Raw genomic sequence first — 23,286 nt, 5'->3', positions numbered from 1 at the left:
GGCTGCCCCGCATTGAACGGGGCAAGACTTGATACCTGTCCTTGCCCCCATAGCTACACCGAGGCCTGCTGCGGTCAACAGCTGGCTCCGTGGAGGGTGCATTGATGGCTCACGAGCTAGCAGTTTCATGGGTTATATCTCTAGCCGGCATATATGCCGTCTAGAGTAACATTAAAATCTTCGATTTTCAAGGCTTAAAAGGCAAAAGCCATTGATTTGTATAGGTCTGTGTCTTGACTTAACATGTAAAAAAATCTATGCTGACGGGCATATATGCCCGTCAGCATGAAATATTAAATGGCAACTCGCCTTCAGATCGCTAAACCCGACATCGTTAAGGCTTTATCGCAAGGTCCGGCAATCCTGCGACCTAGCGATCTCGCAAAGGTCTTTGTCCAGAACCGCTCATTTTGGCGTCTTGCGCAGAACACCACCCTGCGTGAGTTTTCGAACTTCATGGTGGAGAAGAGCGAACTGAGGCAGGTCGCCATCACCTTTCCTCGGGAAGTCGTCTCTGGCTTCACTTGGGGTGAAGTTCCTCTCCTGGAAACATTGCTCGGGCTGGTGAAGGATAGCTACTACAGCCACTACACTGCTGTCCGCATTCATGGTTTGACGGAGCAGATTCCGAAAACCGTCTATCTAAGCCGAGAAAAACACCGTGGAGAGTCTTCCCGAAGGGAAACCCCCCCGCTCTACCCACAGGAGAATATCGACGAAGCCTTTCAAAGGCTTCCACGTATGTCTAGCAACCAGATCGAGCTCGAGGAGGAAGGTATTCGCGTCATGCTCTTGGAGGCGGCCTATCACGAAGGGCTCGGGATCTCTGCTGGTGAGGTGAACTTTGGAGGCGAGCGCCCTCTCAGGCTCCGATACACCAATCTTGAGCGAACAATGATTGATATTGTCGTCCGGCCCTTCTACGCAGGCGGCGTTTTCGAAGTGGCTAAGGCCTTTGAGAATGCCAAGGAGCAGCTATCCGTCAATGCGATGAGGGCGATGCTCAAGCAACTGCGTCTCGGCTATCCGTACCATCAGGCTATCGGCTACTACCTGGAGCGTGCAGGCTATCGGGCTTCCCAGGTGGAACTGTTCAGGCGAGAGCCAATGGAACGCGATTTTTACCTGACCCATGCCATGGGCAGGACGACCTATCACAGCCGCTGGCGCTTACATGTTCCAGAGGGGTTCTAGGCCCCGGCATGCCTCGACCACGAAATCGAAGTACTCGTTGAACGGCTTGACCTCCACGCCGGGCTTCATGGTCGCTCTGACCGCTTCGTAGCCCTGAGCATGGAAATCCCGTGTATATCCAATCTTCCCCAGCAGCGCCAGAGGGACGCGCTTCGCGGCGAACATCTGCTCGACCATATACCTCACCCTTTCTGTGGTGAGATCAATGTCAAACATCCGCACAAGGACCTCGATGTCGAGAAAGTCCCGTGCGCGCTGGTTGCCGAGCCCGTTCCGCTGGATGATTTCAGCGTACTCGGGCATCTGCTGGCAGATCGCGCGAAGCTTCTCACTCACGATCATCTCCGGCGGATATGCGTAGATCACGTAGCCGTCGAGCTCGTATTCCTTCTTGTCGGCGGTGTATTCGTGCCGGCTGATGTCAATCGTGAACTTGGGGCCTTCGCCAAGCCGGATGGCTTCGCGCCGCATGGTCGCCAGATCGTGCTTGACCTCGTCCGCCCGCTTCTGGGAGATCAGTTTGAACTCAACCAGGTATCCCCCCCAGAAAGACGCTAGATCCTCTGGCATCTTGCCGGGTTTCTGGGTCATTTTCACGTCGAACGCGTAGTATTTGTGCTGTTCGAAAGTCGCTCGGATTGTCCGCTCGATCTTGGGTTGCACAGCCTCATAGTCGAGGTCTTCGTCCATCGAGAAATCCAGGTCAACTGATGCCCGTGAGTTGGCTTGATGGACGATGTCCATGGCGTTACCGCCTTTGAGGACGAGTAGATCCATCAACTCGTCGTCAGCGAACATGGCAACGATCGCTGCACGCTTGATGACTTCCAAGTCTTTAGCAGTTGCTACGCCTGCCGTTGCACGATCCTTCTTCATCTAGTTGTCCTGGTTGAGGGGGAGTCTTGGTCAGTGGACCAAGCTTCGTCGGACGGACTCGACAAGCTCGGCAATGTCATCTGCTGGATACCCGAAGATTGTGCGCTGACCGATCTTCGGGTTCTCCGAGGAAACCCGGAAACTACCGCTGTTGATGTCGAACACACCGTCGTACTCGACATAGAAGGTCTTCTCGTCCTCGATGATCTTGGCTGGTTGCCGCTCACCATGCCAAAGCAGGCAGAGGGAACGATAGTCATCAGCATCCAGCAGCCAAGCATCCCCGTCGCCAGTGGAAAACAGGATGCAGGACTTCAGGCGAACCAGGTTACTGGAGCCCTTGAGCGCACAACCGATGATGTATTCAACTTCTGACGTGAACGACAGCTTAGTGGGGTCGATGAAATCGGCTTTGATCGAAGTCCCTTGCGACTGCCGAGAAGCCGACTCTTTCAAACACCAGGTGACATGTCCCCAGTGGTTGAAGCCATAGGTTCGGGCAACACGGTCAAGAGCTTCGGCCTGCTGAATAGCCTTACTACGCTTGAGCTTCTTGGCCTGCTGCTTGAGCTTCTCGACGAAAACGTCAGTAACGGGGATGTAGCGCATGGAGACCTCCATTAGCGCGGAAGGCACGGTGCCCGCATCCGAGTCCGCAATGGGATCTCTATGTGTAAAGTGAAGATCATCCTATCCAGGTTCGCCGAGGCGGGCAGCAGGCTTTGATCCAGCCCGCGGTCATTGTAGCCAAAATGCCGGATGGCATCACGCCTGAACTCCCTGAAACGGTTATCTCAAAAACGACCGTTTCTGAGACATCGCCACCTCTCTGGCCAGCTGTCGTTTTCAGAAGACGATTGCACCAATTAACTGGACGTAACGTCCGGAGTGCAGTCAGCTCCTGATAGCCAAATATCAGAAGTCATCTTCACCAATCTCGACTATGCTCAATACTCGTGTGCACCAAAGCGAGGTGTGAGCATGCCGTCAGACACATCATTGATTGCCGAGCAAGGCGTGGCCACCCTGCCCGATGCGGCATGGGCGCAGGCCCGGCAACGGGCGGAATTCATCGGGCCGCTGGCAGCCCTTGATGTGGTCGGGCATGAAGCCGCCGATGCCGCTGCTCACGCGCTTAGCCTGTCCAGGCGGCAGGTGTATGTCCTGATCCGCCGTGCCCGGCAAGGCTCGGGGCTTGTGACTGACTTGGCTCGCAGCCAATCCGGCGGCGGAAAAGGCAAGGGACGCTTGCCGGAATCGGTCGAGCGCATCATCCGCGAGTTGCTGCAAAAGCGCTTCCTGACCAAGCAGAAGCGTAGCTTGGCGGCGTTCCACCGCGAGGTCGCGCAGGCTTGTAAAGCACAAAAGCTACGGGTGCCAGCGCGCAACACTGTGGCCCTGCGGATCGCCGGCCTCGATCCGCTCAAGGCCGCTCGCCGCCGGGAAGGTCAGGATGCGTCACGCAGCCTGCAAGGTGTCGGTGGTGAGCCCCCCGCCATGACCGCGCCACTGGAACAAGTGCAGATCGATCACACAGTCATCGACCTGATCGTGGTGGACGAGCGCGACCGGCAACCGATTCGCCGGCCGTACCTCACCCTCGCCATCGACGTGTTCACCCGCTGCGTGCTCGGCATGGTGGTCACATTGGAAGCGCCGTCATCCGTTTCGGTCGGCCTGTGCCTTGTGCATGTTGCCTGCGACAAGCGTCCCTGGCTGGAGGGTCTGAATATAGAAATGGATTGGCCGATGAGCGGCAAGCCCAGGCTGCTCTACCTGGACAACGCGGCCGAGTTCAAAAGTGAGGCGCTGCGCCGTGGCTGCGAACAGCACGGCATCCGGTTGGACTATCGTCCCCCAGGGCAGCCGCACTATGGCGGCATCGTGGAACGGATCATCGGCACGGCGATGCAGATGATCCACGATGAATTGCCAGGGACGACCTTCTCCAACCCTGACCAGCGCGGGGACTACGATTCCGAAAACAAGGCCGCTCTGACATTGCATGAGCTGGAGCGCTGGCTCACGTTGGCGGTGGGCACCTATCACGGCTCTGTGCACAACGGCCTGCTTCAGCCGCCGGCGGCGCGCTGGGCCGAGGCGGTGGGGCTTGTCGGTGTACCGGCTGTCGTCACCCGCGCTACGGCTTTCCTGGTCGATTTCCTGCCCATCATTCGCCGCACCCTGACCCGCACCGGCTTCGTCCTCGACCACATCCACTATTACGCCGATGCGCTCAAACCGTGGATCGCGCGGCGCGAGCGCTGGCCGGCCTTCCTGATTCGGCGCGACCCGCGTGACATCAGCCGTATCTGGGTGCTGGAACCGGAGGGGCAGCATTATCTGGAAATCCCCTACCGTACCTTGTCGCACCCGGCAGTCACCCTCTGGGAACAACGGCAGGCGCTGGCGAAATTGCGGCAGCAAGGGCGCGAACAGGTGGATGAATCGGCGCTGTTCCGCATGATCGGGCAGATGCGCGAGATCGTGACCAGCGCACAGAAAGCCACGCGCAAGGCGCGGCGTGATGCGGATCGCCGCCAGCACCTCAAGGTGTCGGTTCCGCCGGACAAGCCGACTCCACCGGAAACGGACGTTGCCGACCCGCAGGCAGATAACCTGACACCGGCCAAACCGTTCGACCAGATCGAGGAATGGTAGCCGTGGACGAATATCCCATCATCGACCTGTCCCACCTCCTGCCGGCAGCGCAGGGGCTGGCTCGGCTGCCGGCGGACGAGCGCATCCAGCGCTTTCGCGCCGACCGCTGGATTGGCTATCCACGCGCAATCGAGGCATTGAACCGGCTGGAAACCCTGTATGCGTGGCCGAATAAGCAACGCATGCCCAACTTGCTGCTGGTCGGCCCAACCAACAACGGCAAGTCGATGATCGTCGAGAAATTCCGGCGCACACATCCGGCCAGTGCTGATGCCGACCAGGAGCACATCCCGGTGCTGGTCGTGCAGATGCCGTCCGAGCCGTCGGTGATCCGCTTCTACGTCGCACTGCTCGCCGCGATGGGCGCGCCACTGCGCCCGCGCCCACGGCTGCCGGAAATGGAGCAACTGGCGCTGGCCTTGCTGCGCAAGGTCGGCGTGCGCATGCTGGTGATCGACGAGCTGCACAACGTCCTGGCCGGCAACAGCGTCAACCGCCGGGAATTCCTCAACCTGCTGCGCTTCCTCGGCAACGAACTACGTATCCCGCTGGTCGGGGTCGGCACGCGCGACGCCTACCTCGCCATTCGCTCGGATGACCAGTTGGAAAATCGGTTCGAGCCGATGATGCTGCCGGTGTGGGAGGCCAACGACGATTGCTGCTCACTGCTCGCCAGCTTCGCCGCTTCGCTTCCACTGCGGCGCCCCTCGTCGATTGCCACGCTGGACATGGCCCGCTACCTGCTCACACGCAGCGAAGGCACCATCGGCGAACTGACGCACTTGCTGATGGCGGCAGCCCTCGCCGCCGTGGAGAGCGGCGAGGAAGCGATCAACCATCGCACGCTGAGCATGGCCGATTACACCGGCCCCAGCGAGCGGCGTCGGCAGTTCGAGCAGGAACTGATGTGAAATCGGCTCCACGCTGGCCGCTGCATCCAGCTCCCAGAGAAGGCGAAGCCCTGTCCTCATGGCTCAATCGCGTCGCCGCCTGCTATCAGATGGATATGCTCGACCTGCTGGAACACGATCTCGGGCACGGCCAGGCCGATGATCTGGACACCGCACCACCACTGGCGCTGCTGACGATGCTCTCCCAGCGAAGCGGCATCGAGCTGGACCGGCTGCGCGGCATGAGCGTCGCCGGCTGGGTGCCGTGGCTGCTGGACAGCCTCGACGACCGTGCTCCGGCCGCCCTGGAAACCTATGCGTTCCAGTTCTCGGTATTGCTGCCGAAGCGCAAGCGCAAGACGAGATCGATCACGAGCTGGCGCGCGTGGCTGCCCGGCCGGTCAATCCATCGGGCCTGCCCGCTCTGTCTGAATAACCCAACGGATCAAGCTGTGTTACTCGCCTGGAAGCTGCCCCTGATGCTGAGCTGTCCGCTGCATGGCTGCTGGCTGGAATCCTATTGGGGCGTACCGGGGCGTTTTCTCGGCTGGGAGAACGCCGACGCTTCGCCGCGCCCAGCCAACGACGCCATCGCGACGATGGACCGGCGTACCTGGCAGGCGCTGACGCTGGGGTATGTGGAATTGCCGCGTCGACGCATCCATGCCGGCCTCTGGTTTCGGTTGCTGCGCACCCTGCTTGATGAGCTGAATACCCCGCTCTCGCATTGCGGGACTTGCGCCGGCAGTATTCGCTATATCTGGGAGCGCTGCGGCCATCCGCTACGCGCCGGGCAAAGTCTTTGGCATCCCTACGAGATTCTGGACCCGACGATACAGTTGCAGATGCTGGAGGCGGCGGCCATCGCCATCGACCTGATCGAATCGAAGGTGCTGAGTCCGCGCGGGGAACAGGCTGTGCTGTTCCTGCCAGAGCCGTTGACCGGGTTCACCAATGGCCTGCCAGCGGTTGTGCAGAAAACCGAGCCGATCAATCATTGGCAGCAAGCCGTCAAAGCAATCGGCGATGCCATTGTCGAGGCGCGACACAACCCCGAAACCGCCCGCTCACTGTTCGCGCTCGCATCCTATGGACGGCATGACCCCGAGTCGCTGGAGCGCTTGCGCGTCACGTTTGTAAAGGAGGGCATCCCTCCAGAATTTCTGTCACATTATATGCCTGACGGACCCTTTGCATGCCTTAGACAGAATGACGGGTTAAGTGACAATTTTTGACGGCCATAACTTTCTGGATCACACTGTCACATAATCGAACGTATATGTGACAGGTACGACATGCTGATAGGCTACATGCGGGTATCGAAGGCGGACGGCTCCCAGGCTACCGATTTGCAGCGCGACGCGCTGATTGCCGCCGGGGTCGATCCAGTACATCTTTACGAGGACCAGGCATCCGGCATGCGCGAGGATCGGCCCGGCTTGACGAGCTGCCTGAAGGCGTTGCGAACTGGCGACACACTGGTCGTGTGGAAACTGGATCGGCTCGGACGCGACCTGCGACATCTCATCAACACCGTGCACGACCTGACTGGGCGCGGCATCGGCTTGAAGGTATTAACCGGGCACGGCGCGGCCATCGACACCACGACCGCCGCCGGCAAGCTGGTCTTTGGCATCTTCGCCGCCCTGGCCGAGTTCGAGCGCGAGTTGATCGCGGAGCGCACGATTGCCGGCCTAGCCTCGGCCCGCGCGCGCGGGCGGAAAGGCGGCCGGCCGTTCAAGATGACCGCCGCCAAGCTGCGGCTGGCGATGGCGGCAATGGGTCAGCCAGAGACCAAGGTCGGCGACCTGTGCCAGGAACTTGGCGTCACGCGGCAGACCCTGTATCGGCATGTTTCACCCAAGGGTGAGCTACGTCCAGATGGCGAGAAGCTACTCAGCCGAATTTGATGCCGGCATGAGGCAACGTAGCGACAGCGTGGTTTGTCTCAATGGGAAGCGCTCATGATCGATCTTTGAAGGCCCGCAGCAGTCGTGTCACAGACAGGACGAACAAACCGGTCAGCGTGAGGGCTGCGATACCCCAGTACTCTCCGATGAACGCGCCGGCCGTCGTGCCGGCCAGCACAATGGCGAGAATCGGCAAATGGCAGGGACAGGTGAGCACGGCCAGCGCGCCCCACAGGTAGCCGGTGATCGGTTTGTGCGTCTCGGACGGCAAGCGCTCGGGGCTGTTCATGGCAGACTCTCCGCGTGCTGTGCCGGCTCGGTCGGCATGGTGGCCAACTGCACCTCCAGATCGGCCAACGCTTCGCGCCGACGCTCGACGAACTGGCGCAGAACGGCAAGCTGCGCGGCCGCTTCATCGCCGTCCGCAGCATCCAGCGCCCGGCACAGCCGCGCCAGCGCGTCCAGGCCGATGCCCGCCTCGAAGGCCGCCCGCACGAAGCACAGCCGTTGCAAGGCGGCATCATCGAACAGGCCATAGCCGCCCGGGGTGCACGCCACCGGACGCAGCAATCCGCGCAGCAGGTAGTCGCGCACGATATGCACGCTCACCCCGGCATCAAGGGCCAGCCGGGACACGGTGTAGGCGCTCATTGAAAACCTCCTTTTTTTATCCAGCGCAGCAGGAAAGCTGCTTCACGTCCTTGTTGAAGGTCTGCGCCGCAAGCTTCAACCCCTCGACCATTGTCAGGTAGGGGAACAACTGGTCGGCCAGTTCCTGCACCGTCATGCGGTTGCGGATGGCGAGCACCGCCGTCTGGATCAGTTCGCCCGCTTCCGGGGCCACCGCCTGCACGCCGATGAGCCGTCCGCTACCTTCCTCGATGACCAGCTTGATGAAGCCGCGTGTGTCGAAGTTGGCAAGCGCTCGCGGAACGTTGTCGAGTGTCAGCGTGCGACTGTCGGTCTCGATGCCATCGTGGTGCGCTTCCGCCTCGCTGTAGCCCACGGTGGCGACTTGCGGGTCGGTGAACACCACTGCCGGCATCGCGGTCAGATTGAGGGCTGCGTCGCCGCCGGTCATGTTGATCGCGGCACGGGTGCCGGCGGCCGCTGCCACGTAGACGAACTGCGGCTGGTCGGTGCAGTCGCCGGCCGCGTAGATGTTCGGGTTGCTCGTGCGCATGCCTTGGTCGATAACGATGGCCCCTTGCGCATTGACAGTGACCCCCGCCGCGTCCAGCGCGAGGCTGCGCGTATTCGGTGCCCGACCGGTGGCAACCAGCAACTTGTCAGCGCGCAATTCACCGTGTCCGGTGGTCAGCACGAATTCGCCGTTCACATGGGCGACCTGGCTGGCTTGCGTGTGCTCCAGCACCTCGATGCCCTCGGCGCGGAAAGCGGCTGTCACGGCCTCGCCGATGGCCGGGTCTTCCCGGAAGAACAAGGTGCTGCGTGCCAGGATCGTGACCTGGCTGCCGAGCCGGGCAAAGGCTTGCGCCAGTTCCAACGCCACCACCGACGAACCGATCACGGCCAGGCGTGCGGGAATGGTGTCGCTGACAAGCGCTTCGGTGGAAGTCCAGTAGGGTGACTCTTTCAGGCCCGGAATCGGCGGCACGGCCGGACTGGCACCGGTGGCGACCAGGCAGCGGTCGAACGTTACCTCGCGCTCGCCACCCTCGTTCAAACGGACGACCAGGCTCTGGTCGTCCTTGAAACGCGCTTCACCGTGCAAAACGGTGATGGCTGGATTGCCGTCCAGGATGCCTTCGTATTTGGCGTGCCGCAGTTCATCGACACGGGCCTGCTGCTGGGCCAGCAGTTTGCTGCGGTCAATCGCAGGCACAGTTGCCGCAATACCGCCGTCGAACGGACTTTCCCGGCGCAGATGGGCAATATGGGCAGCGCGGATCATGATCTTGGACGGCACACAGCCGATATTGACGCAGGTGCCGCCGATGGTGCCGCGTTCGATCAGCGTGACCGTCGCGCCTTGCTCGACGGCCTTCAGCGCCGCCGCCATCGCGGCCCCGCCGCTGCCAATGATGGCGATATGCAAACCGGCGCCCTCAAGTGCATCACGGATTTTTGGTTCATCTTTGAAATCACCAACCCGGATCGAGCCTTGATAACCCAATGCGGCGATGGCGGCCAGCAGTTGGTTGTGGCTCACGGCGGTGTCTGCCATGACTTGCGCGCGGCTTTCTGGATAGGACACCACAGCGGCATTCACGCCGGGAATCTTTTCCAAAGCATCTTTGACATGGGTGGCGCAGGATGTGCAGGTCATGCCATTCACGGTGATTTCGGTCATTTTTTTACTCCATTGAATTTCGGGGTGCAGCAGGCATCGGCTTGGCGTTTTCGTTGGATGGCGTAGATGGTCAAGCCGATGAAAATCGCCAGCGCAGGCAGCAGCACATAGTCCAGATAGCCGGTCAGCGCGGACAAGCCGACCACACCGAGCAAAATGACCAGAACAGGGGTGAAGCAACACAGCGCCACGAGGGTTGTGCCAATGATGCTGACCCGCAGCAGTGTCTTCGGGTCTTTCATGATCAGTTCTTGACTGATGATGGGTAGCCCGCATCCTCGGTAGCCTTGGTCAGTTTCTGCACGCTGGTCTTGGCATCATCGAAGGTGACCACCGCTTCGCGCGTCTCGAAGGTCACGTCAACTTTACTGACGCCATCGACCTTGGAAATCGCCTTCTTGACAGTGATCGGACAGGCCGAGCAGGTCATGCCCGGTACGGACAGCGTAACGGTCTGGGTGGCGGCCCACACGGGGGCAACAACGGCAGCGAGGGCAAGGGCGGAAAGCAGCTTTTTCATGGTGAACTCCTGTGATCAATAGAAAAATGGCACGACGTAGGGAAATCCGAGCGCGACCAAAACCAGCACGGCCACGCCCCAGAAAATGAGCTTGTAAGTAGCTCGCACTTGGGGAATCGCGCAAACCTCACCCGGTTTGCAGGCGGCTGACGGCCGGTAGATGCGCCGCCAGGCGAAGAACAACGCCACCAGCGCCACGCCGATAAAGATGGGGCGATAGGGTTCCAACACCGTCAAGTTGCCGATCCAAGCGCCGCTGAACCCCAAGGCGATCAGAACCAGCGGCCCGAGGCAGCAAGCCGAGGCGAGGATGGCGGCCAGCCCGCCAGTGAAGAGCGCGCCGCGCCCGTTTTGAGGTTCAGACATACGTTTGTCCTTTCGAATCTGAATTGGATAGCTTAAGCTTACTTCCGTAGTTATGTACGGAGTCAAGCGATATGGAAAACAATTTGGAGAACCTGACCATTGGCGTTTTCGCCAGGACGGCCGGGGTCAATGTGGAGACCATCCGGTTCTATCAGCGCAAGGGCTTGCTCCCGGAACCGGACAAGCCTTACGGCAGCATTCGCCGCTATGGCGAGACGGATGTAACGCGGGTGCGCTTCGTGAAATCAGCCCAGCGGTTGGGCTTCAGCCTGGATGAGATCGCCGAGCTGCTGCGGCTGGAGGATGGCACCCATTGCGAGGAAGCCAGCAGCCTGGCCGAGCACAAGCTCAAGGACGTGCGCGAGAGGATGGCTGACCTGGCGCGCATGGAGGCCGTGCTGTCTGATTTGGTGTGCGCCTGCCATGCGCGGAAGGGGAACGTTTCCTGCCCGCTGATTGCGTCACTGCAAGGGAAGAAAGAACCGCGCAGTGCGGACGCGGTGTAGCCCGAGGGAACTACGCCTTAGCGTGCTTTATTTTCCGTTTTCTGAGGCGACTCCTTCCTCATCGTGTCGCTGCTGATATCAGCGGCGGTGGTTCCGATCACCTTGCTGCCCAGTCATCCGCCGGCCCAGGTGGAACAGGAATGGGTCGCGTTCAGGGACCTCGTCCTCGTATCACCTCTCGCTGCGGCTGGCGCTTTCCTGGCCGGCCTGGCTATCGGTGGTTTCTGGGGCATGGGCGCGAACTTCGCCCAGAGCATCGGCCTCGATGTGGGCGGTATCTCCGCCTTCATGGCTGCGGTTCTTGGTGGAACGCTCGCCTTCCATTGGCCACTCGGTTGGCTTTCGGATCGAGTGCCCCGGAATCTTGTCATCGCCGGTGCGGCGCTGGCGTCCGCAGCGTCTGCCATCGGCGTAGCGTTGGCGGTGGAAGCGCCTCTGCCGCTGCTCCTTGCGGCAGGTGCGCTGTTCGGCGGCTTTGGCATCCCGATTTATTCGTTGTGTCTCGCCGTCGCAAACGACGATCTTCCGGCCGGTCGGCTACTCGGCACCGCGCGCGGGCTTCTGTTGCTCAACGGGATCGGGACAGCCGCTGGCCCCCTAATAGGAGCAGCTGCAATGAATATCGTCGGCCCTGGCGGCCTGTTCCTTTATGCGGCGGCGTTGCTCACGCTCCTGGCAGTGCTGGCCATCGCCCGCAGGCAGCCGAGGCGCGCCAACCAGGCCAAGGCGGCCCCCCGTTCTCCGAGCACGCCGATGATAACCGGATCTCTCGATACGATGATATGCATGGAGAAGCGGGCGCAGGGCGTGCGGGATTAGCGCGGCACGGCGCCTGCACGAACCGCGGGGTCAGGCGATGATAGCTGTTACGCGAATTTCGATACGCATGGTTGGAAGCCCCAGCGCTTCGATTCCCAACTGCGTCCAGATTGGAGCGCGGTCGGGCATGTAGTGGCGATACAGCTTGGCCATTGTTTCGTTGATCACGGGAGGGAATCCACCGACGTGATAGGAATTGACGTGGACCACATGCGGCCAGCGTGCTCCGGCGGTCGCGAGCGTCCGTTCCACGTTCTTGAACGCCTGCTCGATCTCTTCCTCAATCGACTCCGGAATGACGAGATCGTCGTTCCATCCGCCCTGTCCGGAGATCTCCACGCGGTCACCAATGCGCATTGCCTGAGAATAATGAAGCGCGTCATGCAGGCGCGTCCCGTATCCGGGGGTGATGAAGAATGAAGGTGTTGTCATGAGTTTGCCTTTGATGAGCCAGGTCAACGCGGCTGCAAGTGACCGTATGCATGCAGAAAGAGATGCAGGGCGTTCGGCACTAGCGCGCCGGCTGCGGTGGAGGGCTTTATTCCACGTCTTCTACGGTGAGGTCCCGGCCGTTGAACTGCACGGTCTCCCCGGCTCGGGCACCCTCGATCGCTTCGAAGATCGGCGCCATCGTGGAAATGCCCATGAGCTCACGCCCCTGACAGGTAAACTTGCTCGTTGACACCGCGATCACAAAGTGGCGGCCGGACAGCTTGACGACAGCGCCTTCGTTGACGGCCAACTTGGGGCCGAAATCGATCGTCCTGAGCTTTTCGAGTTTATTGGCGTAGTCATGGAGCGTGTCATCGAGCGCTTCAGCGAAGTCGCTCGCGACCTCGGCCTGAGCTAGTTCGTCGTTTTCGATCGGTTCGCTCCGATCGAGCCGAGCGGTAGAGACATAGTCCAGGTAGTTTTCGCGAGCGCTGTGCAACGCTGCTGTCTCCAGCAAGAGCATAGTTTCTCGTATGTGGTCCTTGTTCCAGTCCATAATCACCTCCTAATTTTCGATGTTCTTAAAGTTCAGCCTGCAGATGTGTGGGCCAGGAAGGCCAGCCTTTCCGGCTAAGCGACACCGCTATTCGTCGCTGATGACGTCTTCGCCCTGGTATGGAACCCTGATCAGCCGAGGATCTCGAATGATGCTCGTGACGAGCCAGACATATTCCTGCTCGGCGGTATCGAAGCCGAGGATGCTGAAGGATTGGCCGAAAGGGCATGGCGGGAAGTCTGGAAAGCCCTCGCGCAGAACGTAACGCTCGGGATCGCTGTGAAACTCGCTCTTGTAGACTTTCCGTAGTCCGTGCTTGCTCGGCGCGTCCTGGTCACCTGCCGGTGCTGTTTCCCGATGCGCCACAAGGCGCTCGGACAAGTCGCGGGGGCAGATTTCGTGGAACACGTCGAAGGCGTCGATCAACAGGCCTTTATGCTCTGTCGCCGGATCGGTGATCGCGTAGATGTTGGAGGCATCTTCGCCGTCGTCCCCGCTCTCGAGGCGCAACGCCGCATCGACGCGAATGCTGCATGCATCGAGGGTTGACCCTAGTTCGAGATCGACGAGATTGCCGTCCTTGACGCGGTATTCGCGGTCATAGCCTTTGGCGATGAATGACTGGACTGCTTCTAGAACGTCGGTCACCTGGGAGGTCATGGAAGCACCTTCATCTTGAACTGGATTGGACACGCTCGCGCACAAAGCGCGCTGTGACTCGGCGGACGGAGAAGCTCGCGAAGTGCGTTACTCATAGCCACTTGGCCTTCTTGAAGCGCATGAACAGGAGAAGGCAGAACACCGCTATCACTCCGAGCACGACGAAGTAGCCATATGGCGTGTCCAGTTCCGGCATGTGCTTGAAGTTCATGCCATATATTCCGGCGATCGCCGTCGGGACCGTCAAGATCGCCGCCCAGGCCGCGAGCTGGCGAGTGACCACACCGATCCTTTGCGCTTCCAGAAGGCTGCTGGCCTCGAAGACCGTGGACAGGACAAGCAGGAGGCCGTCGACCATGGACTGCACGCGGTGGACATGGTCCGCGACGTCGTGGAAATATGGTGTCATTTCGGCGCTGATGCAGGGAAAGTGGCCGCGAACGAGCTTTCGCACCAGCTCGGCCATAGCCCCGAGCGTGCGCTGGAACCGCGTGAGTTCGGACCTTAGTTCGAAGATTCGCGCCACCTCTTCTGGCCCGAGGAAATCGTGCAGCGACCGTCGCTCCATCGCCAGGACGTCGTCCTCGATCATTTCGAAGATGGGCAGATACTGGTCGACCACTCGGTGCAAGATCGCGTGCAGCACATAGTCGACACCCTTGCCGAACTGCGTCGGCGATGCCTCGAGTTGCTCCCGAAGTTTGCCCAGCGCTCCGGCATTGCCGTGCCGCACGGTGATAAGGTGATTGTGACCGGTGAAGATCGCCATCTTGCCGTAGCTGATCCGGTCGCCGACCAGCTCGGCGGTCTGGGCGACGACGTACAACTCATCGTTGTAGACCTCGAGCTTGGGCGGGCACAGCGGGTGCATGGCGTTGTCGATCGCCAAAGGATGGAGGTTATACGTCGTCTGGATCGCGCTGAGTTCGTCTGCGGTGGGCTCGCTAAGCGCGATCCAGCAGAAGCCCGAGCGATTCTCGTTTAGTTCGACGTGCTCATCGAGCCTGATTTCACGGACTCGCTTACCTTCGTTGTAATAATATGCGGCGATAATGGTCATGCAGGCCTCGCAGGAATTCGCAGGCCACGCTGTACAGCCGGTCGCGCCAGCCCGCGTTCGAGCCATGCCTGCACGTTCGAATAGCTGCTTAGGCCGAGGATGTCGCCCGCTGCGTAGAATTCGACCAGCGCATTCACCCAGCCAAACGTCGCAATGTCCGCGATCGAGTAATCATCGACAATCCATTCGCGGCCCTCCAGCCGGTGATCCAGGACCCCGAGAAGACGCCTGGATTCATCAACAAAGCGCTGCCGAGGTCGCTTGTCCTCATAGTCCTTGCCGGCAAATCGCAGGAAAAAGCCTAGCTGTCCGAAGGTCGGCCCAACGCCCGACACCTGAAAGAACACCCAGGCCAGAGTCTCGTACCGCTGGGCGGGTGTTGTTGAGATGAGCTGCCCCGTCTTGTCGGCCAGATAGATGAGGATCGCACCGGTTTCCCATATGCCAATGGGCTGGCCGTCAGGGCCAGCCGGATCGATGATCGCGGGTATGCGGCCGTTGGGATTCAACGACACGAACGCTGGATCCTTCGACTCGTTGTTCGAGATGTCGACGAAGTGGGGCTCATACGGCAGGCCAGTCTCCTCCAGCATCATCGAGACCTTGACGCCGTTGGGCGTGGGGGCCGCGTATAGTTGCAAGCGATCCGGATAAGATGCTGGCCAGCGCTGCGTGATGGGAAAGGAGGAGAGGTCTGTCATATCTGGATCCTGGCACTGCGACGGCGGCTGAATGGAATGATCTGCTTCAAGGCCGGGTTCGACGACCGCGTCGATTGACGCGGTCGTCGGAGGTTGCGAACCGGATCGGCGCGGCACTAACGGCAGCGAAGCCTATTCCGCTGCAGCCCCGGCCGCAGGGCTCACATCGCCGGCCTCATGCCGCTTTGGAAGAACCCAGTCGGGACGGACGAAGTGGCAGGTGTAGCCGCCCGGCCGCTTCTCCAGATAATCCTGGTGATCGGGCTCGGCCTCCCAGAACTCGCCGACCGGCTGGACCTCGGTCACCACTTTGCCATCCCACAGCCCCGAGGCATCCACATCGGCGATCGTATCCTCGGCGACGCGCTTCTGCTCCTCGTCGACATAATAGATGCCCGACCGGTAGGAGAGCCCACGATCATTGCCCTGGCGGTTCAGCGTCGTCGGATCGTGGATCTGGAAGAAGAATTCCAGGATGTGCCGGTAGCTCGTCACTGTCGGGTCGAAGACAATCTCGATCCCCTCGGCATGCGTGCCGTGATTACGATACGTGGCGTTCGGAATATCGCCGCCCGTGTAACCCACACGGGTCGAGATGATGCCGGGCCGCTTGCGGATCAGATCCTGCATGCCCCAGAAACATCCTCCTGCGAGAACAGCGCGCTGATGCATGTTAAGCCTCCTCTACTTGATCGAGATATTCACCGTATCCCTCGGACTCCATCTCGTCGCGCGGGATGAAGCGAAGGGACGCAGAGTTGATGCAGTAGCGCAGACCGCCGCGGTCGGAAGGACCGTCCGGGAAAACGTGGCCCAGATGGCTGTCGGCGTGTACCGACCTGACCTCCGTCCGGACCATGCCGTGTGCACTGTCCCGCACCTCGTTCACGTTTGCCGGAACGATCGGCTTGGTGAAGCTGGGCCAGCCAGTACCCGAATCGAACTTGTCCGTTGAAGCGAACAGCGGCTCTCCCGACACTATGTCGACGTAGATGCCAGGCTCCTTGTTGTCGTTGTGCTCACCCGTGAAGGGCCTTTCGGTCCCCGAATCCTGGGTAATCCGGCGTTGCTCGGGGGTCAGGCGGTCAACTGCTGCCTGTGACTTCTCAAACTTCATGATAGTCTCCAATAATTAATCTAGAGAGCTCGACACACTGTCATTTATCTTTGCAGTCATTGCGCCGACTATAGCAGTGCGCCCCAGATTTATCCAATACGCTGCGCGTATAGTTTCCATAGCGCCGAAGCTCTTCACGTCGTGATTCAGTTCCACTCATACCGGGCTGCCAGCTGCGCGATGTTCCGTATCTCGACCGTTGCCGTGGAGCCGGATACTGTCGCGATCACGACTTCGCGCTCCAAGACAAATCCGTCGATCGGCCGAGTGACGAGGCCTTGCACGGTCGGCGATCGTTCCGGAAGAATGCATATGGCGTGGCCGTCAGCGACGACCCGTTGCACCCAGTCCTCGCGATCTGATCGAAAGCGAGGTCGCATGAGCAAGTCCCGTCGCGCGAAGTGATCGAGGATCCGATCGCGAAACTCGCATTTCAGGCGATCGACGAAAGGAAACTCGAGCAGGTCTTCGCCGCGCACGATCTCGTTGGCAGCCAAGGGATGGTTTGCAGAACAGCCGAGCACGAAGCGCTCCCGAAATAGAGGATGCACATCCAGCTTGCGTTCCGGTCTTGTTTCACGCGGCATGATGCACGCGTGGTATTTTCCTGAAAGCACCTCCGATGTGTCCTCGTTCGACTGGAGCGAGTGCAGCTTGATTTCGATGGATGGCATCTCCGCCAATGCGCTCTCGAAGAATGCCGTAAATTCCTTTGGTCCGACGGTGGGCGCGACGGCGACATCCAGCACGCGGTGCCCCCCCATCGCCCAGTGCTCCGAGTGATTGCGAACGCTCTTCATCGCGACCACCATGCGCCGGAATTCTGCCTCGACGTCATGGCCAAGGCCAGTCAGGCGGCTGTTCTTCCCGTCGCGATAGATCAGCGGCCCGCCAAGCTCATCTTCCAAGCGGCGGATCGCGCGGGTCAGACTTGGCTGTGACACACCGCTCAAGCGAGCGGCCGCTGTGAAATTCAGCGTCTCGGCCAAGTTGATGAAATAGCTGACTTGATTGAGTTCCATAGTCCTTTGGCCCACGCGCCTGACTGATACCTCTTCCGTGAGACCGCCTTTGGAACGCAGGTCGCAGAAGTATGCTTGGCGCATATAATCATGATATAGGGGCTTGTCTATATGCGCCAGACATATAAATGATAGCCTGAGATGACGATTACCGGTTGGCGGTGCGCTCCGCTCAGCTCCGTCGAAGGTTCTGAGAGCGCAACCGCCAAGCCGCGTGCTGGAGGTTTGATGGACATGGCAGGAAGATCATTTACGTTTGTCAGTGGGGCTGGCTCTCCGCTGTCCGGGCACCTCGAACCGCCGGAAGGGACGCCGCGGGGCTGGGCGATCTTCGCCCACTGCTTCACGTGCGGGAAAGACAGTCGCGCCGCTGTTCACATCTCGCGCGCGCTGTCGCGTGCGGGCATCGGGGTCTTGAGGTTCGATTTCGCCGGGACCGGGATCGGCGGTGGGACGGGAGAACCTGTGAACTTCGCGTCGGACGTCGAGGACCTTCGGGCCGCCGCAAATGCGATGGCGGCGGCGGGCATGTCACCGTCCCTCCTCGTCGGGCACAGCCTGGGTGGCACCGCTGCGATCGTAGCCGCCGCCGACATGCCTGATATTGCGGCGGTAGCGACGATTGGTGCGCCGGCCGACCTTCAGCATATCTTGCGCCTCTTCGGACCGAATGATCTGGACACCATCGCGAGCGAGGGCGAGGCCTCGGTGGAGATTGCCGGTAGGCCCTTCCTCATTCGCCGAGGGTTCCTTGAGGCGGTTGAGGGGATCGACGTCGAGAAGGCCATTGCCTCCCTGCGACGGCCGGTGCTGGTCATGCACTCTCCGCTGGATCAGGTGGTCGGCATCGACCACGCGTCGCGCATCTTCGTCGCGTCCAGGCACCCTAAAAGCTTCATCTCGCTCGACAACGCGGATCACCTTCTCACCGACGTCGCGGACGCGAACTACGCCGCGGCCATGGTGGCGGTTTGGGCGAGCCGCTTTCTCCCACCACTCAGCGCGGATCTTCCGCAGATCGAGGTTGCGGAGGGCGTCGTCGCCACCGAAACTCTTGCAGGGACGTTCCAGCTCAAGGTCCGCAGCGGCGAGCACACTCTGTTCGCCGACGAGCCAGCATCGGTCGGTGGCCTCGGGACCGGACTATCTCCCTACGAACTCGTATCTGCCGGCCTCGCAGCCTGCACGGTGATGACGATGCGTCTCTATGCGAACCGCAAGGGCTTTCCGCTCGAACGGGCGAGCACGACCGTGCAGCACGAGAAGGTGCCGGACATGATGCCACCCGACCGGTTCACCCGCACCATTGTCCTCGATGGGCCGCTGAGTGATGATCAGCGCGCTCGGATCCTCGCGATCGCTGATCGGTGTCCCGTCGATCTGAGTCTCATCCGGGGTTCGGACGTGCAGACCGAGCTCTTGAGCGCCAGTCAGGCTGCGGATCCCGCGAGGCTGGCTTGACCGTGGCGCACACGGAGGAGGGCGAACGGACTGTGAGCCAATCGCCTACCGGCAATAGGGCGGCCGCGACAGAGCGAGCAATTCTCGCAGGCGGCTGCTTCTGGGGCATGGAGGATTTGCTGCGCCGAGCCAGGGGAGTCATTTCGACGCGTGTCGGTTACACAGGCGGAGAAATGCCTGATCCGACCTACGCGAGACATTACGGCCATGCGGAAGCAGTGGAAGTGACCTTCGACCCTTCCGTTCTCGCCTATCGCTCGCTCTTGGAACTCTTCTTCCAGATACATGACCCCACGACCTACGAGCAACAAGGCAGCGATGTCGGTCCGAGCTATCGATCGGCGATTTTCTACACCACCGAAGTGCAGAAGGAAGTCGCCCTCACAACCATCGCGGAAATCGAGGCATCAGGAAGCTGGCCTGGCCCGGTCGTGTCGGAGATCAACCCAGAAGAACCCTTTTGGGAGGCGGAGCCAGAGCACCAAGAATACCTGGTGCGCTATCCTGGGGGCTATAGCTGCCACTTCGTGCGCCCGACCTGGCGGTTGGACCGCTCAGACGAACGCCCAGCTGTAATACTTGACAGAAAGAGTTGATGATGACCGAAACCGTGACTAATCAGGCCGCCTGGCAGAAAGCGCCGGGGCAGCCACTGAGGATCGGTGTCACCGCTCTGCCGCATCTGGCGGCGAACGAGATATTGATCCGCAACGCGGCCATCGCGATCAACCCACTCGACTGGATTCTGCAGGACGTCGCGCTTTTGCCATGGCTCGACTATCCCGCGATTCTCGGCAGCGACGTCTCCGGTGAGGTCGCGGCGGTCGGTGGCGCGGTCGAGCGGTTCAAGGTCGGCGATCGAGTCATCGGACAGGCGGTCGGGACAACCGTAAATCAACCTGCGCAGGGTGCGTTCCAGCACCACACGATCGTGCTGGACCACATGGCGGCGCCGATCCCCAACAACATTGCCTTCGCTGATGCGGCAGTCCTCCCGCTTGGCCTTGGCACCGCCGCAAGCGGGCTCTACGGACGGACACAGTTGGCTCTCGCGCCACCGTTACACTCGCCGACCGCGCGTCCAGAGGTCGTTCTGGTCTGGGGTGGATCGTCGAGCGTTGGCTGCAACGCCATCCAGCTCGCGGTGGCGTCGGGCTACAGGTGCGTCGCCACCGCTTCGGCGCGCAACGTCGGCCTGTTGAAGGAGCTGGGTGCAAGCGAGGTTCTTGACCACTCGAGTCCAGCCATCGTGGAAGACGTGATTGAGGCAATGCGCGGGCGCAGTCTCGCTGGAACGCTTCACGCGACCGGTCACATGAAAGACTGTTTTGCCGTAGTTGCGAGATGCGAGGGCTCGCGCCGGGTGGCAGCGACGCTGGCCCCGCCCGACGAGCGTTCATTTGGAGTCGAGGCGACGCACATCTCCGGGACGAGCCTCAAGGATGACGAGGTTGGTCCAATGATCTACCGCGAATTCCTGCCGCAGGCTCTCGCGGCGCGCACGTTCGTCCCCGCCCCTCCGGCGAAGATCGTGGGCCAGGGCCTTGAAATGCTCCAGGCTGCCTTGGAAGCCCTGAAGGCGGGTGTATCCGCAGCGAAAATCGTCGTTACCCTGCCTTGAGTGACCAGCCAGGCGGTTTTTCGCGTTCGCAGTCTGAGGTGGCCCGCACTTTGCCGATTGGGAAGCTCTACCGGGAAAACGCGTTTGGGACGCGCGCTGCGCTCCTGCCGGAGCATGCGTTCCCGAAACCTGTTCCCGACTGCTTTTCCCCGAAACTACCTATCGGACATAGAGAAATGGGAATGCAGCGAGTGGTTTGAACGGCCGCTTCCGAAACCGCGTTCCGATCAATTGAGCGGCTAAAAGTGGGGCGATCACCGACATATTAGAATGAGACCGCCATGCCCGATCGGCCGGCTTGACGCGTAGCCAAAAGAATGCGGCTGATGGTAGGCTCGCTGACATTATGAAGCCCCGCCATCTGAGCAGCGTTGAGCTGCCGCAATTGCGAGTCTCCTACGCGTCGTCGTTCTTCTCGCGGTCCACACCTCGCTCATGCAATTCGGCATCGACGGGGCAGTTCGTGCAGCCCTCGTAGCAGCACAAGCGGCAGATGCGGTATGACTGCTCGAGGTTTTCCAAGCGATTTCGGAGAACGCGTTCAGCGATGTCCGATAAGGTTTTCAGTTCGTCTGGATTAAGGATCGATAGCCCTTCGGCAATCACTTGATCGCGCGAGGCCAGGACCTCGTCGCTCGCGACCTTGCCAGTTGGAGTAAGATAGAGGGATCGCGCGCGCCCGTCTGTCGAATGCTCCCTACGCTCGATCAATCCCTCGCTTACCAATCTATCCACCAGGCGAACAGTTCCAGCATGTGAAAGGCCCACCCCGATCGCAAGCATACGGATCGAGAGCCCGGGCTTGTGCGCGAGCAACGCCAGCGCTGAGGCGGCGGGTCCAGCTTCCGGCGCCCGCGATGAACTAGCGCGAACGATGTCGTCGCTGATCATGAGTGCGAACGCCCCGAAAATGTTTCGATCTCGAGGTCCATCCATTGCCACATCTATATGTGCGCGGAGCATAGACAGCAAGCCATACCGTGGTCCTCTTCCTCCGCGCGGCTTGTGGAAAATGTCCTGTTTTAGAAGGGTTTCGGAGGATTTCGACTGATCGAGCGCGCCGAAAAAAACGGGTCCGGCTCGTTAAGGCCGCGGAACCGTTGATACCTGGCGGCTATAGGGCAAGCCTTTTCGCTCGGAATCGCCGTAGGTCGCGCCCGAGAATCACTCCGCGTCAGCGCTGTCATCCAGGCCGCGCAGGTGCAGATCAGCGAGACCTAGCTTGCCCCCGGCGTCGCACTTCCATCGTGTCACCGCGCGCGATCACGATTGTATCAATCCCATTGAGGAACAGTCCGTGCTCCACGACGTCGGGGATTGCGGCGAAACGGGCGAAGACCGCGTCGCCATGCAGCTGAGCGCCTCCGGGCTCGATATCGCGACGGAGCATCCATGCCCCGCGGAGGTTCTGCAGGATTTGCACGCCCGCCGTCACGAGAGGACCACAGTCACGAGAGCACAAGCGCCCCTCTGTGGCGGACCGAAGCACGCAGCAGCACGAGGGACGCCGCTAGCAGAACTGCGTCCTTCAGTAGAAACTGCCCTGGTGCAGCCGAAATCGCAGGAAAGCCGCCGGCAGTCTGCTCCGCGACACCTGGAGTGGTGATGAAAAAGGTCAGCGTGATCAGATAGGTCGCTGCTGACATTAGTGCGCCTAGCGCAGAGAAGAGTGGACGAAATGCACCAAGGATCAGAACGAGACCGGTCGATAACTCGATAACGCCGATGAAATAGCTTTGCCCCTGCGTCCCGAACATGCCGAGCCAATTCATGATCGGGCTGTGTTCGATAAACGGGGCGATACCATAGGCCTCGTACGCTGTGAACTTCATCGCGCCGAACCACAGAAATACGATCACGAGAGCCCATCTAAGCAGGCCAAGATCCCTCCGACCGTGCTCGGGGACAAGAAATTCATAACGGTCGAAAATGCTCATCTAAAATTCCTCAACAGTGGTCCCGTGGGAACGTCACGAACGTCGTCTACGTGCTTCGGGCAGGCGTTACAGTATAATATACTAATAAGCGAGATATGTCGAGCGGCTGGCTCGCGCTTCGCTGCCTCACGAAGCCATCCTCATCGGCGATGCCTTTACCCAGCAAACGCGCGACCTTTGCGGGATTTTGACTTGATGGGGCTGGCGCTCCGGGTGGGCCTATAGCCCGTTGGCAAACGTCCAGCCTGTACGGATGGACGCGGCCCTGGACGAGATAACCATGCCCACCGAAATCGTAGCAGCGATCGGCGAAGGCGCGCTCGCTTATCGAGAGAGCGGCATTCTCTCACTGGCAGATGGCAGAGTATTCTCCGCGTGCCGGCAGTATCGCTATCGCTTGAGCGAGGACAGTGTTGTCGTCGAGTTCGCAGACGGACCTCATATCGGGACGCAGTTCCTCAGCTTGAGTTTCTCGCGGACGGATACCGGGTTGGAAGCGAGTGGCGTCTATGCCTGCGGAGACGACACCTACCATGCAACCTACAGGATTCTGGGGCCGGCGGCCTTTGAAGTGGTCATCATGGTCCAAGGGCCTGCAAAGGCATACGAGCTAGTCAGCCGATATTCCCGGTCGGGATAAATGCTCATGTCAGGAGGGCAAGT

At 60.5% G+C, this 23,286-nt stretch carries 29 protein-coding genes; 11 read left to right on the top strand and 18 right to left on the bottom strand.

What is annotated here, in order from left to right; translation table 11 throughout:
• Positions 1 to 297: 297 nt before the first annotated feature.
• Positions 298 to 1,194, top strand: a complete 897-nt coding sequence (locus ZRA01_RS09560; RefSeq protein WP_141351562.1) for a type IV toxin-antitoxin system AbiEi family antitoxin domain-containing protein — start codon at positions 298 to 300, stop codon at positions 1,192 to 1,194.
• Here the strand turns inward: ZRA01_RS09560 and ZRA01_RS09555 are convergent.
• Both ZRA01_RS09555 and ZRA01_RS09550 read right to left on the bottom strand, forming a co-directional pair.
• A complete protein-coding gene (locus tag ZRA01_RS09555; RefSeq protein ID WP_141351559.1) occupies positions 1,171 to 2,070 on the bottom strand; it encodes a nucleotidyl transferase AbiEii/AbiGii toxin family protein in 900 nt (299 codons plus the stop codon). The two genes, ZRA01_RS09560 and ZRA01_RS09555, sit on opposite strands and share 24 nt — an antisense overlap.
• Before the next feature lie 30 nt (positions 2,071 to 2,100).
• Positions 2,101 to 2,679 carry a hypothetical protein gene (locus tag ZRA01_RS09550; protein WP_141351557.1) on the bottom strand — a complete coding sequence of 193 codons (579 nt, stop codon included), beginning with the start codon at positions 2,677 to 2,679 and terminating at the stop codon, positions 2,101 to 2,103.
• A 372-nt stretch (positions 2,680 to 3,051) separates the two neighbouring features.
• Here ZRA01_RS09550 and ZRA01_RS09545 point away from each other — a divergent pair, with 372 nt between their 5' ends.
• The 4 genes from ZRA01_RS09545 to ZRA01_RS09530 are packed head-to-tail and all read left to right on the top strand — an operon-like array spanning position 3,052 to position 7,531.
• Complete coding sequence (locus ZRA01_RS09545) at positions 3,052 to 4,731, top strand: TnsB C-terminal domain-containing protein (protein ID WP_141351555.1); 1,680 nt, start codon at positions 3,052 to 3,054, stop codon at positions 4,729 to 4,731.
• A 2-nt stretch (positions 4,732 to 4,733) separates the two neighbouring features.
• Positions 4,734 to 5,642: a TniB family NTP-binding protein gene (locus ZRA01_RS09540; RefSeq protein ID WP_054485447.1), complete on the top strand. Its 909-nt coding sequence runs from the start codon at positions 4,734 to 4,736 to the stop codon at positions 5,640 to 5,642.
• Positions 5,639 to 6,856, top strand: coding sequence for a TniQ family protein (locus tag ZRA01_RS09535; RefSeq protein WP_054485448.1), 1,218 nt, complete (start codon positions 5,639 to 5,641; stop codon positions 6,854 to 6,856). The genes ZRA01_RS09540 and ZRA01_RS09535 overlap by 4 nt, the downstream gene beginning before the upstream one ends.
• Before the next feature lie 60 nt (positions 6,857 to 6,916).
• A complete protein-coding gene (locus ZRA01_RS09530) occupies positions 6,917 to 7,531 on the top strand; it encodes a recombinase family protein (RefSeq protein WP_000904941.1) in 615 nt (204 codons plus the stop codon).
• 52 nt (positions 7,532 to 7,583) lie between these two features.
• Here ZRA01_RS09530 and merE read toward each other — a convergent pair whose 3' ends face one another.
• Genes merE through merT form a run of 6 tightly spaced genes read right to left on the bottom strand, consistent with a single transcriptional unit; the run spans position 7,584 to position 10,731 of the window.
• On the bottom strand, positions 7,584 to 7,820 hold the full coding sequence (gene merE, locus ZRA01_RS09525) for a broad-spectrum mercury transporter MerE (protein ID WP_001087809.1): 237 nt from the start codon (positions 7,818 to 7,820) through the stop codon (positions 7,584 to 7,586).
• Positions 7,817 to 8,182 carry a mercury resistance co-regulator MerD gene (gene merD, locus ZRA01_RS09520; protein ID WP_003465059.1) on the bottom strand — a complete coding sequence of 122 codons (366 nt, stop codon included), beginning with the start codon at positions 8,180 to 8,182 and terminating at the stop codon, positions 7,817 to 7,819. Before merD ends, merE begins: the two co-directional genes overlap by 4 nt.
• A gap of 16 nt (positions 8,183 to 8,198) precedes the next feature.
• On the bottom strand, positions 8,199 to 9,845 hold the full coding sequence (gene merA, locus ZRA01_RS09515) for a mercury(II) reductase (RefSeq protein WP_000136268.1): 1,647 nt from the start codon (positions 9,843 to 9,845) through the stop codon (positions 8,199 to 8,201).
• On the bottom strand, positions 9,842 to 10,087 hold the full coding sequence (gene merF, locus ZRA01_RS09510; RefSeq protein ID WP_000654684.1) for a mercury resistance system transport protein MerF: 246 nt from the start codon (positions 10,085 to 10,087) through the stop codon (positions 9,842 to 9,844). The genes merA and merF overlap by 4 nt, the downstream gene beginning before the upstream one ends.
• Positions 10,088 to 10,089: 2 nt before the next feature.
• The gene (gene merP / locus ZRA01_RS09505) at positions 10,090 to 10,365 is read right to left on the bottom strand and encodes a mercury resistance system periplasmic binding protein MerP (protein ID WP_000735441.1); all 276 of its coding nucleotides are present in this window, start codon (positions 10,363 to 10,365) and stop codon (positions 10,090 to 10,092) included.
• A 15-nt stretch (positions 10,366 to 10,380) separates the two neighbouring features.
• The gene (merT, locus tag ZRA01_RS09500; RefSeq protein ID WP_001294667.1) at positions 10,381 to 10,731 is read right to left on the bottom strand and encodes a mercuric ion transporter MerT; all 351 of its coding nucleotides are present in this window, start codon (positions 10,729 to 10,731) and stop codon (positions 10,381 to 10,383) included.
• A gap of 71 nt (positions 10,732 to 10,802) precedes the next feature.
• Here merT and merR point away from each other — a divergent pair, with 71 nt between their 5' ends.
• Both merR and ZRA01_RS09490 read left to right on the top strand, forming a co-directional pair.
• On the top strand, positions 10,803 to 11,237 hold the full coding sequence (merR, locus tag ZRA01_RS09495) for a mercury resistance transcriptional regulator MerR (RefSeq protein WP_000429838.1): 435 nt from the start codon (positions 10,803 to 10,805) through the stop codon (positions 11,235 to 11,237).
• Between the two features lie 63 nt (positions 11,238 to 11,300).
• A complete protein-coding gene (locus ZRA01_RS09490; RefSeq protein WP_241360701.1) occupies positions 11,301 to 12,056 on the top strand; it encodes an MFS transporter in 756 nt (251 codons plus the stop codon).
• Positions 12,057 to 12,086: 30 nt separating this feature from the next.
• Here the strand turns inward: ZRA01_RS09490 and ZRA01_RS09485 are convergent, their stop codons facing one another.
• From ZRA01_RS09485 to ZRA01_RS09450, 8 genes are all read right to left on the bottom strand, one after another.
• Positions 12,087 to 12,515, bottom strand: coding sequence for a RidA family protein (locus tag ZRA01_RS09485; RefSeq protein ID WP_018429625.1), 429 nt, complete (start codon positions 12,513 to 12,515; stop codon positions 12,087 to 12,089).
• A 79-nt stretch (positions 12,516 to 12,594) separates the two neighbouring features.
• On the bottom strand, positions 12,595 to 13,044 hold the full coding sequence (locus tag ZRA01_RS09480) for a hypothetical protein (RefSeq protein WP_004099042.1): 450 nt from the start codon (positions 13,042 to 13,044) through the stop codon (positions 12,595 to 12,597).
• An 87-nt stretch (positions 13,045 to 13,131) separates the two neighbouring features.
• Entirely contained in the window at positions 13,132 to 13,704 is a 573-nt protein-coding gene (locus ZRA01_RS09475) for a hypothetical protein (RefSeq protein ID WP_004099040.1), read from the bottom strand.
• Between the two features lie 91 nt (positions 13,705 to 13,795).
• Positions 13,796 to 14,764, bottom strand: coding sequence for a magnesium and cobalt transport protein CorA (locus tag ZRA01_RS09470; RefSeq protein ID WP_002118270.1), 969 nt, complete (start codon positions 14,762 to 14,764; stop codon positions 13,796 to 13,798).
• A complete protein-coding gene (locus ZRA01_RS09465; RefSeq protein WP_004099038.1) occupies positions 14,761 to 15,465 on the bottom strand; it encodes a glutathione S-transferase N-terminal domain-containing protein in 705 nt (234 codons plus the stop codon). Before ZRA01_RS09465 ends, ZRA01_RS09470 begins: the two co-directional genes overlap by 4 nt.
• Before the next feature lie 132 nt (positions 15,466 to 15,597).
• On the bottom strand, positions 15,598 to 16,137 hold the full coding sequence (msrA, locus tag ZRA01_RS09460; protein WP_004099036.1) for a peptide-methionine (S)-S-oxide reductase MsrA: 540 nt from the start codon (positions 16,135 to 16,137) through the stop codon (positions 15,598 to 15,600).
• Position 16,138: 1 nt separating this feature from the next.
• Positions 16,139 to 16,582: a peptide-methionine (R)-S-oxide reductase MsrB gene (msrB, locus tag ZRA01_RS09455; RefSeq protein WP_004099035.1), complete on the bottom strand. Its 444-nt coding sequence runs from the start codon at positions 16,580 to 16,582 to the stop codon at positions 16,139 to 16,141.
• A 146-nt stretch (positions 16,583 to 16,728) separates the two neighbouring features.
• The gene (locus tag ZRA01_RS09450) at positions 16,729 to 17,604 is read right to left on the bottom strand and encodes a LysR family transcriptional regulator (protein WP_011191349.1); all 876 of its coding nucleotides are present in this window, start codon (positions 17,602 to 17,604) and stop codon (positions 16,729 to 16,731) included.
• Between the two features lie 228 nt (positions 17,605 to 17,832).
• Here ZRA01_RS09450 and ZRA01_RS09445 point away from each other — a divergent pair, with 228 nt between their 5' ends.
• From ZRA01_RS09445 to ZRA01_RS09435, 3 genes are read left to right on the top strand one after another with little or no spacing between them, the layout of a single operon-like run.
• The gene (locus ZRA01_RS09445; RefSeq protein ID WP_045269764.1) at positions 17,833 to 19,065 is read left to right on the top strand and encodes a bifunctional alpha/beta hydrolase/OsmC family protein; all 1,233 of its coding nucleotides are present in this window, start codon (positions 17,833 to 17,835) and stop codon (positions 19,063 to 19,065) included.
• Positions 18,972 to 19,661: a peptide-methionine (S)-S-oxide reductase MsrA gene (msrA, locus tag ZRA01_RS09440; RefSeq protein WP_425267728.1), complete on the top strand. Its 690-nt coding sequence runs from the start codon at positions 18,972 to 18,974 to the stop codon at positions 19,659 to 19,661. The genes ZRA01_RS09445 and msrA (ZRA01_RS09440) overlap by 94 nt, the downstream gene beginning before the upstream one ends.
• Positions 19,661 to 20,686 carry a zinc-binding alcohol dehydrogenase family protein gene (locus tag ZRA01_RS09435; RefSeq protein ID WP_004357654.1) on the top strand — a complete coding sequence of 342 codons (1,026 nt, stop codon included), beginning with the start codon at positions 19,661 to 19,663 and terminating at the stop codon, positions 20,684 to 20,686. Before msrA (ZRA01_RS09440) ends, ZRA01_RS09435 begins: the two co-directional genes overlap by 1 nt.
• 396 nt (positions 20,687 to 21,082) lie before the next feature.
• Here the strand turns inward: ZRA01_RS09435 and ZRA01_RS09430 are convergent, their stop codons facing one another.
• Entirely contained in the window at positions 21,083 to 21,577 is a 495-nt protein-coding gene (locus tag ZRA01_RS09430; protein WP_004099028.1) for a MarR family winged helix-turn-helix transcriptional regulator, read from the bottom strand.
• Between the two features lie 557 nt (positions 21,578 to 22,134).
• Positions 22,135 to 22,623 carry a YkgB family protein gene (locus ZRA01_RS09420; protein WP_004099027.1) on the bottom strand — a complete coding sequence of 163 codons (489 nt, stop codon included), beginning with the start codon at positions 22,621 to 22,623 and terminating at the stop codon, positions 22,135 to 22,137.
• A gap of 280 nt (positions 22,624 to 22,903) precedes the next feature.
• On the opposite strand from ZRA01_RS09420, the gene ZRA01_RS09415 reads away from it, so the two are divergent.
• Positions 22,904 to 23,263, top strand: a complete 360-nt coding sequence (locus ZRA01_RS09415) for a DUF6314 family protein (RefSeq protein ID WP_166479491.1) — start codon at positions 22,904 to 22,906, stop codon at positions 23,261 to 23,263.
• Positions 23,264 to 23,286: the final 23 nt, after the last annotated feature.

Origin of the sequence: Zoogloea ramigera, from assembly GCF_006539865.1 — a bacterium.
Classification (GTDB): Bacteria; Pseudomonadota; Gammaproteobacteria; order Burkholderiales; family Rhodocyclaceae; genus Zoogloea; species Zoogloea ramigera.
Note: the sequence above shows the minus strand (reverse complement) of the source record. Positions and strands in the feature narration are given on the sequence as shown.